The following is an 18,735-nucleotide window of genomic DNA, read 5'->3' as shown; positions in this document are numbered from 1 at the left end:
CGTAGAGCTGCGCCCTGATTGAAACAGTCTGTGGCGTTTGGCAAGCAGAGCATCGCGGATGTCCTCTGCGTTACGGATAAGCCCTTATTGGCTTAGCTTTGCCTATGGCTGTGCTCATCGAGGAAAGCGGCGAGACGGAGGGCACGGTGATGCATGGCAGATTTGCCGACTGGTGGATTGCAGAGTTTGCCCAAAGACGCCAGTGACAGCTCGGGATGCATTCGTCTTAACAAGCAGAACTCGCGTAGTGCGGGCGGTAAAGCTCGAAGGCCAATTTCGCGTTCTGCTCGATCTACCAAGGCTTGCTGTGTAGCTGCGGCTCCTGTGGAACGTGCTTGATTGGCAATCTCGGCATTTACGCGACGATTAACGTCGTTTTTAAGTGTCTTTACCTGGCGTACTTGTGACACTGCCAAAGCAGAGCGCTTGGCGCCAATTGCTTGCAGCATTGATACGACGCCTTCAAAGCTTTTGAGATATACCACATACGATCCGCGTCTGTGGTTTACACGAGCATCAACTCCCAAGCCAGCAGCTAGCTCACGTACTTCTTCGGCTAGGCGCTCACCTGAAAGTGCAATTTCCAAATGGAAATCTCCTCGTGGATCAGACACAAAACCACCCGCCATGAATGCTCCGCGCAAATATGCTTCCTGGCAGCAGCGCTTTTTGATGAGTGCCGGCGGAATCCCTGATGCAAGTCCGCGTCCCGGCAGCAAAATACCTAGTTGTATGAGCGCATCCTCCAGCTCTGCTTGATTGCGAATTTCAATTAAAAAGTTATGCGCGCGGTGCAGATTGGAGCGACGTACCGTGAGGGGTGTCTCCAGATCAAACAATTCATGTGACAGACGGATCATCGTGCGTGCAACGGCACCCGTTTCGGTGGCCACGCGCAACGACCAGCTGCCTGATCCGTGGAATGATAGTGTGCCGCAAACGCGCATGATGGCCGAGAGCTCGGCATATGCGCATTCCGGACAACTGCCGTCCACGCGAGAAAGTTCATCTTTGACCTGAGCTGTAAATGACATGAGCTAGCCTGCCTGTGCGCTAATGCGCGTCGGACTCGCCTTTGCGGGGTACGGCGAGCTTGAGATCACGGTGGGAGAGCGTCACGTTGTATTTGCGCTCCTTGAGATAGGCGGCAGTATAGTTGGCAATGGCGACGCTTCGATGCTGGCCACCAGTGCAACCAATTGCGATGGATAGAGTTGGCTTGCCTTCAGCCACATAACCTGGCATTACGACATCCAGTAGATGCTTCCACGCCTTGGTAAATTCGCGTGTTACAGGGTGATCGAGCACATAAGTTGCCACACGTTCGTCATTGCCTGTGAGATTGCGCATCTCAGGGTCATAAAACGGATTGGGCAAAAAACGCACGTCGATAAGCAAATCCGCCTCGGTTGGCAAGCCATGCTTAAATCCAAAAGAAAACACATGCACATCCATGAGCTGCTGCTCGCTTACATGCGAGAAGCTACGACGGATACGGCCGCGCAGTGTTGAGGTGCGCATGCGACTGGTATCTATTACAAGGTCGGCGCGGTTGCGGACCTCTTGGAGCTGCGTGCGTTCACGACGAATTGCACTTTCGATACCCTCACCAGAAATCTGTAAAGGGTGACGGCGGCGATTCTCATCATAGCGGCGACAGAGTACCTCGTCTGAGCTATCCAGAAAGATTATTTTGTAGCTGATTTCGTGGTCAGCAAGCTCCTTGAGCGCATCGGCAAGATCCTCAAACAATCCCTGGCTACGCAAGTCGCATGTTACAGCTAAGTGGCGACCAGTTGCAGAATTGATACCCACAATATGCGCGAGTTGCAAAATTAGTCCGGGTGGTAGATTGTCGATACAGTAATAGCCCATATCCTCAAAAGCGTGCATCGCTTGAGTGCGCCCCGACCCTGACATGCCCGTGATGATCGCAACGTCGGGCACCGCAGCATCTTTGGCTGCTTTGCGCATTTCGCGGTCTTTAGCTGTCATGACGCCTCCTTTGCAGCTCTTATCTAATCCTAGCGCAGATGGGCCCACTCGACCTCATAACAGCATGAGAGGTCTGCAGAGTAGAGAAAAACAGCGTAATGTGAGATTGATTCCACATTTAGTAACCGTACAAGCCCGTTTTTTATACTAGCCACTGAATTTTTCTAAGAACTCGCTATTTCGATGGGTTCAGACTCCATTTTTTGGGTAGAATTTAGAAAGTACTCGACTAGGTCTTGTTTCAGGGACAGGCTCTGAAGAGGCCTTGCGAAAGGAGACAGCATGGCAGTTAAGGTTGCTATCAACGGCTTTGGACGTATCGGCCGCCTGGCTTTCCGTCAGATGTTTGGTCACGAGGGCTCCGAGATCGTCGCCATCAACGACCTCACTTCTCCCGACATGCTCGCGTATCTGCTGAAGTATGACTCTACGCAGGGCAACTACAGCCGCGACCACAAGGTCGAGGCCACTGAGGATGCTATTGTCGTCGACGGCAAGAAGATCACCATTTACAAGGAGGCTGACGCTAACAACCTTCCTTGGGGCGAGCTTGGTGTTGACGTTGTCCTCGAGTGCACTGGTTTCTACACCTCTAAGGCAAAGGCACAGGCCCATATCAACGCTGGCGCCAAGAAGGTTGTCATCTCTGCTCCTGCAGGCAATGACCTTCCCACCATCGTCTTTAATGTCAACCACGAGCAGCTGACCGCTGATGACAACATCATCTCCGCAGCTTCTTGCACCACCAACTGCCTCGCACCTATGGCAAAGGGCCTCAACGACTTTGCACCTATCGTCTCGGGCATCATGACCACCATCCACGCTTTCACCGGCGACCAGATGCCTCTTGATGGTCCTCAGCGCAAGGGCAACTTCCGTCGTAGCCGCGCTTGCTCCGAGAACATCGTCCCCAACTCCACGGGCGCCGCAAAGGCCATCGGCTTGGTTCTCCCCGAGCTCAACGGCAAGCTCATCGGTGCAGCTCAGCGCGTCCCGACGCCCACTGGCTCCCTCACCAACCTCTACGCTGTCGTTGACAAGACCGTCACCGTCGACGAGGTCAACGCTGCTATGAAGGCTTATGCCGAGACCATCCCCGAGACCTTCGCTTACAACACCGATGACATCGTTTCTCGCGATATCGTTGGCGAGACCCATGGTTCCATTTTTGATGCTACTCAGACCATGGTTCAGGACCTTGGCAATGGCCAAAGCCTCGTTCAGGTTACCTCTTGGTACGACAACGAGAACTCCTATACCTCCCAGATGGTCCGCACCATCAAGTACTTCGAGAAGTTCGTCGCCTAGTCGACGCGCTCCCCTTGGTAGCAATGGGCGCGGTGCAGCTTTCGGGCCGCTCCGCGCCCTTTTTTTAAGAGGAAATATTGGACGTGCGTCCAAGCCCTTGCATGGCTTTAGTCGCACCAGTACAAAAAGGAGCATCTATGGCATTTACCAAGAAGACCGTCCGTGATATTGATGTTAAGGGCAAGAAGGTTCTGATGCGCGTTGACTTCAACGTGCCTCTAAAGGATGGTGTTGTCACTGACGACACCCGTGTTCGCGCTGCTATTCCTACCATTCAGTATCTCAAGGAGCAGGGCGCTGGTATTATTTTGATGAGTCACCTTGGTCGCCCCAAGGGAGACGGTCCCGAGCCTGAGCTTTCGCTCAAGCCTGCAGCTGACAAGCTTGCTGAGCTCACGGGCTTTGATGTCAAGTTTGTTGCTGATACCTATGGCGATGAAGCTGCAGCAGCATGCGCAGCTGTCAAACCTGGTGACATCATCGTTCTTGAGAATGTTCGCTTCCTCAAGGCTGAGAAGAAGAACGATCCTGAGGTTGCAAAGAAGCTTGCCTCTTACGCTGACATCTTTGTTCTCGATGCTTTTGGTACAGCCCACCGTGCACAGGGTTCCGTTGTTGGTCCGGCTGCTTATCTGCCTGCCGTTGCCGGCTTCCTGCTTGAAAAAGAGGTCGATACTCTGACCTCCATCTTTGCCGATCCTGAGCGTCCCTTTGTTGCCATTGTTGGTGGATCTAAAGTTTCCTCCAAGATTGGCGTTCTTGACCACCTGATTGACTCTGCTGATACGCTCATCATCGGTGGCGGTATGGCTTATACCTTCTTCCTTGCCAAGGGTTACAAGACCGTTGGCACTTCTTTGAAGGAGCTCGATTGGGTTGAGCCTGCAGCCAAGATGCTCGAGAAGGCCGAGGCCAAGGGCTGCAAGATTCTGCTTCCTATCGATAATGTTGTTGCCGACCATTTTGGCGAAGATGCGACGGGCGAAATTGTTGCTTCTGATGCTATTCCCGAAGATCGCATGGGTATGGATATTGGTCCCAAGACTATCGAGCTGTACTGCGATGCTGTTAAGGCAGCAAAGACCGTCTTTTGGAATGGCCCCATGGGCGTCTTTGAGATGGATCAGTTTGCAAAGGGTACCGAGGCTGTTGCCCGCGCAATCGCAGATTCTGAGTGCACATCTATCATCGGTGGTGGCGACTCTGTTGCCGCTATCAACAAATTTAACCTTGCTGACAAGATGAGCTGGATTTCCACGGGCGGCGGCGCCTCGATGGAACTCGTTGAGGGCAAGGCTCTTCCTGGAGTGGAGGCGCTTCTTGATGCGTAATAGGATGATTGCTGGCAACTGGAAGATGAATATGACCTACAACGAGGGCGTTGTCCTCGCGCAAGGTCTTGCTCGTGAGCTCGAGGGTGGCACTGGCGACGTGGACGTTGTCGTTTGCACTCCTGCTGTTGACCTCAAGGGTGTTTCTGAGGTCATTGAGCACGAGTCTGCTCCCTTTGCCCTCGGCGGACAGAATGTCTATTGGGAGGAGAAAGGCGCCTACACGGGCGAGACCGCTCCCAACATGCTGGAGTCTGTTGGTGCTACCTACTGCATCATTGGTCACTCTGAGCGTCGCGGTTACTTTGGCGAGACCGATGAGGATATCAACCGCAAAGCTAAGGCTCTGATGGCTCACAATATTGTGCCCATCAGCTGTTGTGGTGAGTCTCTTGAGATTCGCGAGGCTGGCACCCACGTTGCCTTTGTCGTTGACCAGATCAAAAAGGACACCGAGGGTCTCGAGATTACCGATCCCTCCAAGTATGTCATTGCTTACGAGCCTATCTGGGCCATCGGCACTGGCAAGACTGCTACCGCTGATGATGCTCAGGAAGTCTGTGGCGCAATCCGCGAGACCTTGACCGAGATTTTTGGCAAGGAAATCGCTGATGGCATCCGCATTCTCTATGGTGGTTCAGCAAAGCCCGATAACGTAGCTGGCTTCTTGGAGAAGCAGGACGTTGATGGTGCGCTCGTTGGCGGCGCATCTCTCAAGGCTGATAGCTTTGCCGCTATGGTTAAGGCTGCAATGTAAGTAGTGCTGTACTGGCATCTGGCATCTGGCAATGCCGAGTAGCTCTGCTTGTTTTGCTTGTACTGTGTTGTATGGTGATATCCAAGCCTCGTTGCTTTGTGCGGCGAGGCTTTTTGCCTATCTGGAATATAGGCAAAAATGTGTGTCTGGTTTGCCCTCATAACCCCAGGCAGACAATAAAGCCCCGTGCTCAAAGTTGCTCAAAATGAGCCATTTCCCTATTTCGGCAGCGCCTGCCTGCCAAACGCCACAAAGCGTTTCATCCAGCATGGCTCTGCTTGCCAAACGCCACAGATTCTTTCAAGCAGAGCGGCTCTGCTTGCCAAAAGCCACAAACGCCACATTCTGTTTCAGAAAAAATGTCAAAAGCCACATATCTCTTCATCAGCCTTTACGTTTGCACAGGTAAATTTTTTGTGCGTGAAATAGAACGTGGCTTTTGGCAAAAAAAGTGAAGTAGAACGTGGCGTTTGGCACATGATGTGAAATGAAGTGTGGCGTTTGTCACCTAGCATGAAACCAAGTGTGGCGTTTGCATTCTCACGTAGATGCATAACCAAAAGACCCACTTTCCTTATCCCCTAGCAAAATGGTTCACCGTTTATCATCCCATCTGCAAAAGGTTCATCGTTCCCCATTCCGTCTAGAAAAGGTTCGTTTTCATTTTTGAGCGAAAAGACAACAGGGCGTTGGGCAGTGATGAATTAGGAACCTAATTTCTTTCAATCTGATGAATCGTGAACCCAGATGAAGGCAAGCAAAGCATATTTGGAATGGAATATCACTGAACCAAGCAGCGCACGTTGATGATTGCTGCATGTTGCATATGGTGCATACATATACAACATGTGCAATAACACAATCATGGCTGTACAAGCTGGAATGTGTTCCGTCTGCTGAATAAATTGCTTGCAGGAACCATAAGCTAACATTAATTTTTCTTAATATCAGCCCTTTTATTGCAAACTGAGACACTTTCACCGACCAAAAGCCTTGCCACAAACTCAAGGACTCTTTAGCATCTAACAGGGAAGATGTGGGTATGGAGAATGAGGCACATCATGGATTTGGGAAAGACTACTAACCATGGTTTGGGTGGTTTTAAAAACCTGCCACGTAAACGCTTTGCTGCCATCATCGCGGTAGCGGTCGTGTTTGCGTTGGTGGTGATATTTTTTGTTATACGCTCATGTGCGAGCGCGCCAGGAGATGCAGTCTATGTGCAGTCGGTTGCAAATGTCAATATTGCTACAGCAAATGCCCAGATAGGACGTTATTCGGGTGTTGTTGAATCAGCGGGATCACAAAAGGTAAGTTTTGACAACGAGCGCACTCTTGACAAGGTTTCTGTCAAAGTAGGCGATCATGTCAAAGCAGGGCAGGTGCTTTTTAGCTATGACACAACTTCCCTCAAGCTCACAGCTGAAAAAACTCAGATTGAAATAGACCGTCTAGATCAGACCATTGCAAATAGTAGTGAGCAAATTAGTCAGCTCCAAAAGCAGGCAAATAATTCCTCGGGTGATGAGCGTCTTGATGCACTTGCACAAATTGGACAGCTTCAGGCTGATATTGCTCAAGCTCAGTACGACAAGAAAACTAAAACAGCCGAGCTTGAGCGTCTTCGGGCAAGCATCAAAGATCCTTCGGTCAAAGCTGAAATTTCCGGCACCATTGAGAAAATCGATATGAACGTTATTTCTGGATCGGGTCAGAATAACGGTGATGCAACTCCTACTGCAGACGAGGGCAATGATGACAACGGTGGCAGCGGATCAGCTAATGGTGACAGCGCTTTTATCACCATTCTTGCTGATGGTGATTTTCGTGTAAAAACCGTTGCAAATGAGCAGGGCATCGGTTCTATTTCCAATGGTATGGAAGTTATCGTGCGTTCTCGTGTGGACACTACCCAGACTTGGAAGGGCAAGGTTGGCAGCATTGATTCCAAGCCTCAAACGAGTAATAAAAATGAAGGCATGGAGGGCGGTAATGGAGGCGAAGCTTCCAAGTACAGCTTTTACGTTAACCTCAGTGTTTCAAAGGGCTTGATGCTTGGTCAGCATGTGACGGTTGAGCCCGACCAGGGCCAGGCAGGCAACCTCAAAGGTATCTGGATTGATATGGGCTGGATTGTGACTGAAGGCGACAAGTCCTTTGTGTGGGTCACAGATCACGAAGGAGGCAAACTCACTCGCCGAGAAATCAAGATTGGTGAGAAGAACGATGAGCTTGCAGCCGTACAGGTACGTGAAGGCTTGAGCAACAGCGATTTTATTGCGTGGCCAGCTGATAATTGCAAAGAAGGTGCTCCTACAACAACCGAGATGGTTATTCCTGAGCCGGGTGATGGGCAGGGCTCTGGTGGTAGCTCTGAGCAAGGAGGCGGACAAAACAACCCTGGGCAAAACGGCAATGGTAGTGAAGAGCCTTCTGTAACGCCTTATGCTGGTTCTGCGGCAGATGGTGATGACAAATGAGTGCAGCACATCTCTCAACGCGCATTTTAGCAACGGGCGATCAGAGCCATAAGTCGCATAAGCTTTCAGCTTTGCCGACCATAGCCCCCGGTTCTGCTTTAAAGCCTCTTGAGACGGGTGACTTGACGCCAACAACAAAGGCGGTTTTGCCCGTAAATTTGCCGGTTATTAACGCCAACAATCAGGCAGATGACCTTGAAGACACCAATTCTTTGCGCATTAAGCAGACTTCATCAGAGCCATTGACGTTATCGGGGAAGCATCTGCTTGACCTTCGTGACGTCTTTAAGACATATGGTATTGGTGAGATGGAAGTGCCCGTCTTGCACAATATCAATCTGACGGTAGATGATGGTGAATACGTTGCTATTATGGGCCCTTCTGGCTCGGGTAAGTCTACATTAATGAATATCATCGGCTGTCTCGACGTGGTAACAAAGGGCACGTATTTGCTTGATGGCACAGACGTTTCCAATCTCAGCGATGATGCGCAGGCGCAGTTTCGCAATCGTACCATTGGTTTTGTCTTTCAAAATTTCAATTTGATGCCACGCGAAACTGCTGTAGAAAATGTTGCACTACCCATGATATATGCAGGTATTGGCCGCGCGGAGCGTCGCGAACGAGCCTACAAGGCGCTTGAACGCGTAGGTCTTGCCGATCGTGCAGAGTTTTTACCAACCAAGCTTTCTGGTGGTCAGTGTCAGCGCGTTGCTATTGCACGTGCCATTGTGATGCATCCTCGTCTGTTGCTTGCTGATGAGCCAACAGGAGCTCTGGATTCAGTTTCGGGAAAGCAAGTTATGGAACTTTTTGCCGAACTTAATGCCTCGGGTATGGCTGTTGTGATGATTACTCATGATCCTACTATTGCCAATCATGCCCAGAGGATTTGTCATATAGTCGATGGTCAACTTGCGGATGGTGCGCTATGAGCGGAAAACTGCAACCAATGACAAAACAAAAGCGTGCTTTCACCATCACGGGCGTTGTGGTACTCATCTGTGCGCTGATAGTAGGCGTCATCCTGCTTATTCGTAACTTTACTCGCAAGCCCGTTGAGGTGTTTCCTGTCTCAAATATCAACAATGGCATGGTCGATGATGGCGGTACGCTCTCTGGTCAAGTCGCTCAGGGTGACGTTCAGACGCTCAAGCTTTTGGAGGCTCCTCTTGAATCCATCAAGGTCAAGGAGGGGAGCAAAGTTAAGGTTGGCGATGTGCTGGCAACCTTTGATATGACGCAGGTTAAACTCACCAAGCTATCGCACAAAGCACGCCTAGGCGCTGTCGAAAGCGAACTTCGTCGAGCAAAGCGTGAGCTCGCACGCGTATCCAATTTGACGCCTGCTCCCGAAGATGGTGGGGGTGGCGGCGGTGGCGGCGGCGAGGAGCCAAGGGTTAAAAGGATAGATCATGGTGAGCTTCCTTTTGTAGATAAGCTAACTCCCAAGAGTAAGTCTGCTACCGAAGGGAAAAACGTAGAGTACTACGTCGAGGCTACAGGTGGTGCGAGCCTGTACGATTTACTTTACTTTGTAAAGCCAGACACAGTGATTACCTCTGATTTTCTCAAGATGCTTAAAGAACAAAACAAAACCTGTGAGTTGCGTCTCTTTACTATTGGTGATGACAAGAAACCCGTCCGTTGTGGTAGCTGGGTTTTGGTAGGTTCTTTGCTGCCTGCAGAGACTGCTGATAGTTCGAGCCAAACTGAAGAGGGCACTGGTACAGGCACTGGTACAGGTACAGGTACAGGTACGGGCACAGGCACTGGCACGGGTACGGGCACTGGCACGGGTACTGAAGATAACAGTGCAGGTGCAGATGAGGGTTCTGCTTCTGAAAATACTAACAATGAGTCTACGCCTGGCACTCAAAAAAATGATGCATATGCTGACTGGCGTGCGGGCGCAGGCATTATTAGCAAGGATGGCAAGACTCTAGAAAAAAACCCCAAAGTTGTGCGTAACTGCGGCGTTTTTGTTTCTATGCCTCCCCTTGTTTATGAGCGCTTTGAGGAAGTACCACTGGAAGATGACGATAACGACGGTGGTAAGGCGCCCGAGGAACAGTCTTATACGCGCGAGGAAATCGACAATATGATTCGCGAGCAAAAGAAGGCTGTCGAAACTGCAAGTTTGAATGTGCGTGATGCACGTATCGCCGTTCAACAGGATGAACTTATCAATGATAAGGGTGAAGTACAGGCAAAAATTGCAGGTACGGTGACTAAGGTTGCTAACCCAAAAAAGATCCGTAAAGGGGATACCTTGCTTTCGGTACAGGGTAAAGCAGCATATAGCGTGACGATTTATGTTGATGAACTTTCACGTAACTCTATCCAGATAGGTGATACCTATCGCATCAATACGTATCAGTCTGGTGCTTCGGGTATAGCTCATGTCAAAAAAGTTGGTACGGTACCTGCGCCAAGCGGACAGTATGCTTCGGGCAATCCATCCAATACATTTTATCCGATAACTTGTGAAGTCACCGAACTCGATGACCCCTCTATGAGTTTTGAGGTGGGCGAGGGCTGCGATGCGAGGAAGTCTACGGACGAAGACGAGGGCGATATTATCAGCCTAGACAAAATGTACATCCGAAATGATAAGGATGGTTACTACGTAATGGCTGCAAATCCGCAGGGTAGGCTCGAACGTCGCAGCATAAAGATTGGACAGATATACTGGGGCAGCATCATTGAGGTCAAGGATGGTTTGACTCAAGATGACAAAATTGCATTCCCCTATGGTCGAGATGTAGTTGAGGGCGCGCCGACCAAAAAAGTCGATAGCCCCAGCATGGACTTTTAGGGGGAGCCATGATTGAAAATCTGCGCATTTCCCTTCGAGGCATTTGGTCGCACAAGCTTCGTAGTTTGCTTACTATGCTTGGCATTATTATCGGTATCGCGGCGATTATCTCGATTGTCTCCACTATTGAAGGCACCAACGAGCAGATCAAGCGCAACCTCGTAGGTTCTGGTACGAATGCCGTTGCGATTATAGCGACTCTGGATGGCAATTCGCTGGAATATGGTATTGATAATCTTCCTGTGGGCACTCCTATGCTCGACGAGGATGTCAAGCAGGAGCTTACTGGTATTGATGGTGCCACCCGTGCGTCTTTTTATCGCAAGTTGAACTATGCTCCCGACGTGTATTTCCTCAATACCTCGCTGGACTCGACTGCAATTGCGGGCATTGACGAAGATTATCTCGAGACGGCGGGCTTATCTATTATTGCAGGGCGCGGTATTGCCGCTCACGATATGAGTGGTCAGCGTATTTGCTTGATTGACAAATCAGTGTTGCGCGCAGCTTTTAATGGGGTCAATCCGTTGGGTAAAACAATTGATATTGCGGGTGAGCCTTTTGTAGTTGCTGGTGTAGTTGCCCCAACATCGAATTTTGAGCCAACCATCGAAACCATATCTGATTACTACATGTATGCCAACACGGGTGGCGGTGTAATTTATATTCCCAATACACTGTGGCCAACTATTTCCAAGTACGACGTGCCCATGTCTGCCTTAGTACGTGCTGCATCGACCGATGATATGGGTAGGGTGGGCAAGAAGGCTGCGGATCTGCTTAACAAAAAAGTTGGCGCCAATACCCAAGCTACCCCCAAGGAAAAAGACGAGAAAAACGGTAGCGGTGGCGGACTTAGCTATCAAGCGGTAGATGTAACCGAGCAGACTCGAAAGCTGCAGCAGTTGGCGAGTTCCACTAATGCCATGCTCATTGGCGTTGCTTCGATTTCGCTCATTGTTGGTGGTATTGGTGTTATGAACATCATGTTGGTTTCGGTTACTGAGCGTACACGCGAGATTGGACTGAAGAAGGCCTTGGGTGCGCGTCGCCGTACCATCCTGATACAATTTTTGACTGAAGCGGTCATGCTGTCAGGCATTGGTGGCTTGTTTGGCGTGATTGTGGGCTTTATTTTGTCGCATGTGATTTCGGCACTCGCGGGACTGCCTGTGGTTATTAGTGCACCAGCAGTCTTGGTTGCGGTGGCATTTTCCATGGTTGTGGGCGTGGTCTTTGGCATCATGCCTTCGATGAAAGCAGCTCGCTTGAACCCCATCGATGCTCTCCGTTATGAGTAGTGTCTGCTGGATATATTTTTGTGAGTAGGGTTGGAATACAAACTTGCCGCGCTTCTACTGTGTCTACGCTGCTACCATGAGAGTCCGTGTTTTGCAGTGCAGTCTACACTGTAGGGCCGTCTGCTGATCTGCGCCCGTACGGCACGGGGCGCGAGAGACGAGAGGATTTTGATGAGCAAATTTAGCATGCATACTCACAGCTGTGGAGAGTTACGTCGCGAGAACATCGGCGAGCAGGTTACCCTTACGGGCTGGGTGTGGCACCGCCGAGACCATGGTGGCATGGTTTTTATTGATTTGCGTGACCGTGAGGGTTTGACGCAAATATCTTTTGATCCTGATCACGCCGATGGTGTGCCTTTTCATGTGGCTGAGAAGGTTCGTCTGGAGTGGCCTGTTTTGGTGCGTGGTGTTGTGCGTAGTCGCGGTATCATGGCAAATCCCAATCTCGCTACTGGCGATATCGAGATTCTTGTTGATGAGATGCTGGTGCTGAATTCTTCACAGACGCCCCCTTTCCCCATTGAAGATGATGGCGATACTGCTGAAGACATTCGTCTGCGTTACCGCTACCTTGATATTCGTCGTCCTGTAATGACAAAAAACCTGCGCTTGCGTTCAGACTTTGCCTTTGCGGTTCGTGAGGCTTTCCATAAGCATGATTTTGTTGAGGTTGAGACACCTGCGCTCTTCAAATCGACGCCTGAGGGAGCTCGAGATTTTCTTGTACCTAGTCGTACTCAGCCGGGTCACTTTTATGCGCTACCTCAATCGCCGCAGCTGCTTAAGCAGCTGCTTATGGTGGGTGGCATTGAGCGCTACTACCAAGTGGCAAAGTGCTTCCGTGACGAAGATTTGCGTGCTGACCGTCAGCCCGAATTTACCCAAATTGATGTTGAAATGAGTTTTGTCGAGCAAAACGATGTAATGGACTTGGCTGAAGAAGTGATGCATGATGCGCTCGCTGCGGTGGGCGTTGATTTGCCCCTGCCTATGCGCCGCATTTCTTATTGGGATGCTATGGACACGTATGGCTCCGACAAACCTGACACTCGTTTTGGCATGGAAATTCATGATGTAACAAGCATCTTTACAAACTGTAAGTTCAAAGTCTTTTCATCTGCTGCAAATACCGAAGGGGAGTACGTTAAGTGCATCAATGCCAAGGGTGCAGGCTCTTGGGCACGCTCCAAAATTGACAAGCTCGAGCCCATTGCACGGAGCTTTGGTGCAAAAGGTCTTGCTTGGGTTGCCTTCCGTCCTGACGGCACGGTAAATAGTCCAGTTGCAAAATTTTTCTCGGACGAGGAAATCATGGCGCTTAAGGCCGAGATGGACGTTGTAGCTGGTGACTTGATTTTGTTTGCAGCGACCAAGCGTCTAGAAGCCGATGAGATTTTGGGCGGCATCCGTACTCATATGGCAGCTGCATTGGAGCTCCCCCGTGAGGGTCACGATTTCCTCTGGGTTGTCGATTTTCCGCTCTTTCATTGGGATGAGGATCGTCAGGTCTGTGCTGCTGAGCATCAACCCTTTACTCAACCCCTTGAAGAGGATATTGAACGCCTAGATAGCGACCCTTTGTCTGTTGGCTCACATACCTTTGACTTTGTAATGGATGGTTTTGAAGCTGGCGGTGGCGGCATGCGTATTCATGATGCCAAGCTCCAGATGCGTATTCTCAAGATGCTAGGCTTTACCGAAGAGCGTGCACGCGAGCAGTTTGGCTTCCTCATGGAAGCTTTGACCTTTGGTGCGCCTCCTATGGGCGGTTTTGCTTTGGGTCTCGATCGTGTGTGCATGCTACTTGCGGGTGCCGATTCTATTCGTGAGGTTATGGCCTTCCCCAAGACAACTTCAGGGTCTGACCTCATGAGTGCTGCTCCAAGCATTGTGAGTGAGCGCCAGCTTTCTGAGCTTGGTCTGGAAGTTTTACCGAAGGTTAAGGAAGAAGAGCTACAAAAGTAATTTGTACGATATAAGAAGGAGCGGAAGCTCTATGACTGAGCCGTTAGCTTGGGTGCAGATGGTTGTGCTTGCACTGGTGCTGGGCTTTGTTATGGTGCGCCCGCTCCTTTTTTGTGCACGCAGTTTATTGACAAGCGCGTATCGGCGCAGTGCGGTGGAGGCAGCAGAAAAGATAGACGCTTTGGGTGGCGCTACGTTTGCTATGGTGACATTGAGAGCGGTATGTAGTTTGCTATATCTACTGCTTTTGTGGCGCTATGGCTTTACGGGTGAAGCTTTCGAACTGCTTGTTTTTGTTAGTGCCCTGCTGGTATTGACGCTGACAGATCTTGTGGCGTACTACATTCCCAATGAGTCTTTACTTGTCGCAATGTTCGCTCGGCTCTTGTATCTGTTGGGCGAGGGGCTGGCAGGTAGGGTAAGTTTTGCTGTGCTCGCTACGGCTTGTCTTGACGCAGCTATAGTTGCTGCTCCATTGCTTGTCCTTGTGCTATTGATGGACCTGCTGTTGAGACGTCCCAGTATGGGCGGGGGAGACCTTAAACTTTTTGCTTTGGCAGGGTTTTATTTTGGTTGGCAGCGCTGTATCCCACTTGTTTTGATTGCGTGTATTTTGGGTATTGGCTTCTCATTTGTGTGGGGAATGCGAAAAAACAAGCCTGTCGCTGTCTTTTTATGCTCCATAAGCCCAAAGCCTACAGCTGACTTTCCCTTCGGCCCTGCCATTGCGGCATCGTGCTTTGTGATTGCCCTGCTAGGAGACGAATTTTTGATTTGGATGATGAGCTTTTTTAGCTAGTTTTATCGCTTGTACGGAATTGTTTTTCGCTAAAAACTCATCCTGTAATGAATCAAAAGCTGCTCGAATGGATAAACTGCTGCCATTGACTGTTTTTGGGTGCACGCTACCCATCGACTGCTGTAGTGCTACCATGAGTAGCTACATATGCCAAGCAAATACAGCACAAACGGAGGTAGGCTTGGAAACGCGTAAGCACAAGCGCAATGGCGCTTATTCTTTTAACCCAGACCGCATGAATACCCCTGCAGATGATGCTGCTGATATGTCGGGTGAGTCTACCTTCACTCGTCGTGATGCTCTGCGTATGCTGCTAGGTGCTGGTATTGGTACGGCTCTGCTTCCCACGGCAGCGTTTGCTGTGGACAAGACCAAGGTCAACGAAGCTCAGGATGCTCTGGATGACGCGCAGGCAAAATATGACCAAGTGAATTCTCAGCTCGATATGCTCGGCGATGAGTTTGAGGAGTTGGCACAGCAGCAGTCTACGACGCTCAGCCAGATTGAAGAGACTTCACGTCAAATTGATGACACCAAGACAAAAGTGAGCGATACCCAAAAACGTATTGACGATACGCAAAAAGACATTGTTAAGCGCCAAGCTGAGCTTGACTCCAAAAAAGAGGTGCTCGCGGCTCGCGTTGCGGGTGCGTACAAGTCTGGTGGACGTGACTTTTTGTCAGTACTTATGAGCTCTGCTTCCTTTGAGGATCTTATTTCCAACGTTTACTATCTCGACAAAATCAGTGAGTCTGATGCGGCGATGATTGAGGATGTCAAGGAGGCAAAAGAGACACTAGATCGCAAAAAGGCTGGACTTGAGGAAGATAAAACCAAGCTGCAAGAGCAGCAAAAGTCCTTGGAGCAGCAGAAATCCGACCTTGATGCACTCAGCCAGACTCAAAAGCAACAGCTTGAGGATATGCGCGCAAAGCAAAACGAGGTGCAAAAAACTCTCGATGGTTTGTCTGGTGAAGTTGCTGACTTGATGAAGAAGCGCGACGCCGAAATTATGGACTACAATGCGGCGCGTCAGGCTGAGAAGGAAGCAGCAAGAAAAGCGGCTGCGAACAGCAATCCTGGTAGCAGTAATGCGGGATCGCATATTTCTAAGGGTGGCGGTCAGTCTTCAGCCTCTACGGGCTCACAGGCCGCTATTGTGAATGCTTGCCACAGCGTTGGTTCGCCTGGTGCAGGTTACTGTGCTATGTGGGTGTCTCTGGTGTTCCAGCGCGCGGGTTATGGCTACATTGGTGGCGATGCATGTGACATGTATAACGCCTATTGCACCAGCTCTAGTAAATCCAACCTCAAAGTAGGCATGATTGTAGCCGTCTCGTCGCATCCCCATACGCGTGCGGGTCGCATTTATGGCCATATTGGCATCTATATCGGTGGCGGTATGATGATGGACAACATTGGCTATATTCGTACCGAAAGCGTTGATGAGTGGATTTCGTTCTATGGTCAGACAGTGACGCCGCGCTGGGGCTGGGCTGGCAACATAGTCTTGAGCTAAGGTTAATGCTGCCATTTACGTGTGCGCTGCTTCCCAAACAGCATGGTCATTGCCCCAGGCGTGCAAATAGTACGAGCTGCTGCTCGACCTCCGCAAATGGTTCAACCTTCTGCCCAACCTCCACAGATGGTTCAAACTTCTGCCCAACCTCCACAGATGGTTCAAGCTTCGGTGTTAACGACCACAAATGCGCAGGTCATTTTTTTCGCAAGTCCGAAGGATGAACCATCTGTAGAAGCAGACTTTGTAGAAGCGAACTCTGTAGAAGCGAACCTATATAAGCGCATATAAACACAGCTAAGTATGCCCTTGTGTCACAAATATGAGGGTGTTAGCCGTCGTTACGCGAGAAACCGTTGGTCATGTGTAGGCTGGCGGTATCCAACACAGTTGCGAGCAACTTGTTGGTTTCCTCGCGAACGACATTGGCAATTGCATCGTTGGTCTGCTCGCGGATCTGTTCGTCAGCTTCGTCTTCGACCTCGTAAATCAGTGCAAGAGCACGGGCTGGCACTGCTTGCTGATAGCGCTCGATAAGCGGTACGCAGTCGTAGAAGTGTGCATCGGCCATAGCGGCTATCAAACGATTTGCCCAGTAAAAAGACTCAGTACTGACCGTAGAGTTAGTGTTGGAGAAGTACTCAGGTGTTCTGCTGACTCCCACAAACTGAGGAACGATAGCGTTGAAGACATTAGAGCCAAATGCGAGCCAATGAATTGCACGACTGGCCTCGGGACCGTCAGCGCGAAGCTGCAAAATAGACAGCTCACTGGTGCGGTTGATGCCAATGGGGCGGTACATACGGCGCTGTGCGGGATCGCCTCCACGTCCGTACGGGTCATATGGTGTGCCCTGATAGTGGCGGGAAAGCAGATCTTTAACATCGGCGACGGTGAGTTTGCGTTCGGGGTTTACTGCCCAAGGAATGTCATCGCTTTCGGGGGTAAACTCAACATCAGGTCCTACCCACAATGCTCCGTGAGGTGTAAGTATGTGTTGCATATCCCAAGCACGTGGCGTGTTGTATGCGTGGTCGGCATCGGAGTGCGACCCAAAAGCGTAACGGGGATTGAACTGGCCATCCAGCGAAAGATCTAGGTGATTTGCCGATACAAACTCGCGTAAATCTTCACTGCAAAGGAAATTCGTACCCTCTCCAAAGGCGTCTTCCATATCAAAAAAGTCGATACCCAATTGATTGGGCATTGTAACGACACAATCGTCGGGAACACGGACAGCAATCCAATGGTGACCACCGATAGTTTCGAGCCACCAAATCTCGTTAGCGTCTGAAAATGCAATGCCGTTCATTTCGTAGGTGCCATATTCGCTAAGCAGAGCACCAAGGCGGACAACACCTTCTCGAGCACTGCGGATATAAGGCAGCACACAGGTAACAAAATCTTCTTCACCAAGACCGCCTGCAAGCTCGGGAATGTAATCAACCTCACCTTCGGTGCCTACGGCAGGGATGAGCTCCACTAGTGGGTCAGCCGCAAGTACAAGCTCGTTGGTGGTGATCGTCTCTGTAGCGTTCATTGCGACATTAGCATCGTTAATACCAGCGGCAGCCCAAATGCCACCGCCCTCGATGGCTTCGGGGGTTGAGCTGTAACGCAGGGGATTGTCGGGTAGTTCTACTTCCACATGGCTGATGACCGAGCGGTAATGACGAGGTTGGTCTTCGGGGTTGACAATGACAAATTTTTTGGGATTCCACTCGCCGTTGCAAGAATCCTCATTGCGTCCGACGAGCGTTGAGCCGTCGTAGCTCGCCGCTTTTCCTACAAGCAAAGTCGTGCAGGACATGTTGCCTCCTTTTGTCCAAAGCTGCAAACGTTATAGTGTGCATTTAGCAGTCTATATGCGCCGTCAGCGGATTGTTGGCATAAAAATACTTGTTTTGAGGTACTATAACCCTTGTGTCGCGCAGGACATCTGCTCGACATGGTATCGCGCGAAAAGCGCAGCGTTTATAGCGCCATAAAGGCGCACGAAGGAAAGGCACGTCATGGCACAGGGTACTGTTAAGTGGTTCAACCCCGACAAGGGCTACGGCTTCATCTCTCGCGAGGATGGCGACGACCTGTTCGTCCACTACAGCGAGATCAAGATGGACGGTTTCAAGACTCTTGATGAGGGTCAGGCTGTCGAGTTTGATATCACCACCGGTCAGAATGGCAAGCTCCAGGCTTCCAACGTCACCAAGGCATAGTTTCCCGCTGCGTTTAGCAGCTGAAGCAAAAGCTTGAGAGGAGTCCGAAAGGACTCCTCTTTTTTGTGTAGAAGATGCTTGCGGAGGCGATTTCGGGCCTTTCACAGGCGGTTTCGTATGTCTTTCTCAGACGGTTCACAATGTGCCCTTTCGCCTGCAGGCGGTTCAAAAAGCACCTTTTTACCCGCATCGGGTTCAATATGCGCCCTCGCGCCAATTTTTACCTGGGCATTCTTCGGCGGT

The 18,735-nt window shown here is 50.4% G+C and carries 14 protein-coding genes; 11 read left to right on the top strand and 3 right to left on the bottom strand.

Features of this window, described 5'->3' with window-relative positions; all coding sequences use genetic code 11:
- Positions 1-92 precede the first annotated feature (92 nt).
- Positions 93-1,034, bottom strand: a complete 942-nt coding sequence (gene whiA, locus HMPREF9069_RS03315; protein WP_021625732.1) for a DNA-binding protein WhiA — start codon at positions 1,032-1,034, stop codon at positions 93-95.
- A 19-nt stretch (positions 1,035-1,053) separates the two neighbouring features.
- Positions 1,054-1,995 carry an RNase adapter RapZ gene (gene rapZ, locus HMPREF9069_RS03310; protein WP_021625731.1) on the bottom strand — a complete coding sequence of 314 codons (942 nt, stop codon included), beginning with the start codon at positions 1,993-1,995 and terminating at the stop codon, positions 1,054-1,056.
- Between the two features lie 282 nt (positions 1,996-2,277).
- On the opposite strand from rapZ, the gene gap reads away from it, so the two are divergent.
- The 10 genes from gap (at position 2,278) to HMPREF9069_RS03250 (ending at position 16,276) form a co-directional block, all read left to right on the top strand.
- Entirely contained in the window at positions 2,278-3,303 is a 1,026-nt protein-coding gene (gap, locus tag HMPREF9069_RS03305; RefSeq protein WP_021625730.1) for a type I glyceraldehyde-3-phosphate dehydrogenase, read from the top strand.
- A gap of 137 nt (positions 3,304-3,440) precedes the next feature.
- Positions 3,441-4,634 carry a phosphoglycerate kinase gene (locus HMPREF9069_RS03300; protein WP_035438327.1) on the top strand — a complete coding sequence of 398 codons (1,194 nt, stop codon included), beginning with the start codon at positions 3,441-3,443 and terminating at the stop codon, positions 4,632-4,634.
- Positions 4,627-5,391, top strand: a complete 765-nt coding sequence (tpiA, locus tag HMPREF9069_RS03295) for a triose-phosphate isomerase (RefSeq protein ID WP_021625728.1) — start codon at positions 4,627-4,629, stop codon at positions 5,389-5,391. Before HMPREF9069_RS03300 ends, tpiA begins: the two co-directional genes overlap by 8 nt.
- 1,061 nt (positions 5,392-6,452) lie before the next feature.
- The gene (locus HMPREF9069_RS03280) at positions 6,453-7,871 is read left to right on the top strand and encodes an efflux RND transporter periplasmic adaptor subunit (RefSeq protein WP_035438323.1); all 1,419 of its coding nucleotides are present in this window, start codon (positions 6,453-6,455) and stop codon (positions 7,869-7,871) included.
- Positions 7,868-8,806, top strand: coding sequence for an ABC transporter ATP-binding protein (locus HMPREF9069_RS03275; RefSeq protein WP_021625723.1), 939 nt, complete (start codon positions 7,868-7,870; stop codon positions 8,804-8,806). The genes HMPREF9069_RS03280 and HMPREF9069_RS03275 overlap by 4 nt, the downstream gene beginning before the upstream one ends.
- On the top strand, positions 8,803-10,689 hold the full coding sequence (locus tag HMPREF9069_RS03270) for a hypothetical protein (protein WP_021625722.1): 1,887 nt from the start codon (positions 8,803-8,805) through the stop codon (positions 10,687-10,689). Before HMPREF9069_RS03275 ends, HMPREF9069_RS03270 begins: the two co-directional genes overlap by 4 nt.
- Positions 10,690-10,697: 8 nt before the next feature.
- The gene (locus HMPREF9069_RS03265) at positions 10,698-11,990 is read left to right on the top strand and encodes an ABC transporter permease (protein WP_021625721.1); all 1,293 of its coding nucleotides are present in this window, start codon (positions 10,698-10,700) and stop codon (positions 11,988-11,990) included.
- Positions 11,991-12,161: 171 nt separating this feature from the next.
- Complete coding sequence (gene aspS, locus HMPREF9069_RS03260; RefSeq protein WP_021625720.1) at positions 12,162-13,958, top strand: aspartate--tRNA ligase; 1,797 nt, start codon at positions 12,162-12,164, stop codon at positions 13,956-13,958.
- A 31-nt stretch (positions 13,959-13,989) separates the two neighbouring features.
- A complete protein-coding gene (locus HMPREF9069_RS03255) occupies positions 13,990-14,757 on the top strand; it encodes a prepilin peptidase (RefSeq protein WP_021625719.1) in 768 nt (255 codons plus the stop codon).
- Between the two features lie 181 nt (positions 14,758-14,938).
- Positions 14,939-16,276: a coiled-coil domain-containing protein gene (locus tag HMPREF9069_RS03250; RefSeq protein ID WP_156894151.1), complete on the top strand. Its 1,338-nt coding sequence runs from the start codon at positions 14,939-14,941 to the stop codon at positions 16,274-16,276.
- Positions 16,277-16,607: 331 nt separating this feature from the next.
- On the opposite strand, the gene HMPREF9069_RS03245 is transcribed toward HMPREF9069_RS03250, so the two are convergent.
- The gene (locus tag HMPREF9069_RS03245; protein ID WP_021625716.1) at positions 16,608-18,086 is read right to left on the bottom strand and encodes a C69 family dipeptidase; all 1,479 of its coding nucleotides are present in this window, start codon (positions 18,084-18,086) and stop codon (positions 16,608-16,610) included.
- A gap of 202 nt (positions 18,087-18,288) precedes the next feature.
- Here HMPREF9069_RS03245 and HMPREF9069_RS03240 point away from each other — a divergent pair, with 202 nt between their 5' ends.
- The gene (locus HMPREF9069_RS03240; protein ID WP_021625714.1) at positions 18,289-18,492 is read left to right on the top strand and encodes a cold-shock protein; all 204 of its coding nucleotides are present in this window, start codon (positions 18,289-18,291) and stop codon (positions 18,490-18,492) included.
- Positions 18,493-18,735 lie beyond the last annotated feature (243 nt).

Source organism: Atopobium sp. oral taxon 810 str. F0209, from assembly GCF_000466405.1.
GTDB lineage: Bacteria > Actinomycetota > Coriobacteriia > Coriobacteriales > Atopobiaceae > Olegusella.
This window is presented reverse-complemented; position numbering and strand designations above follow the sequence as displayed.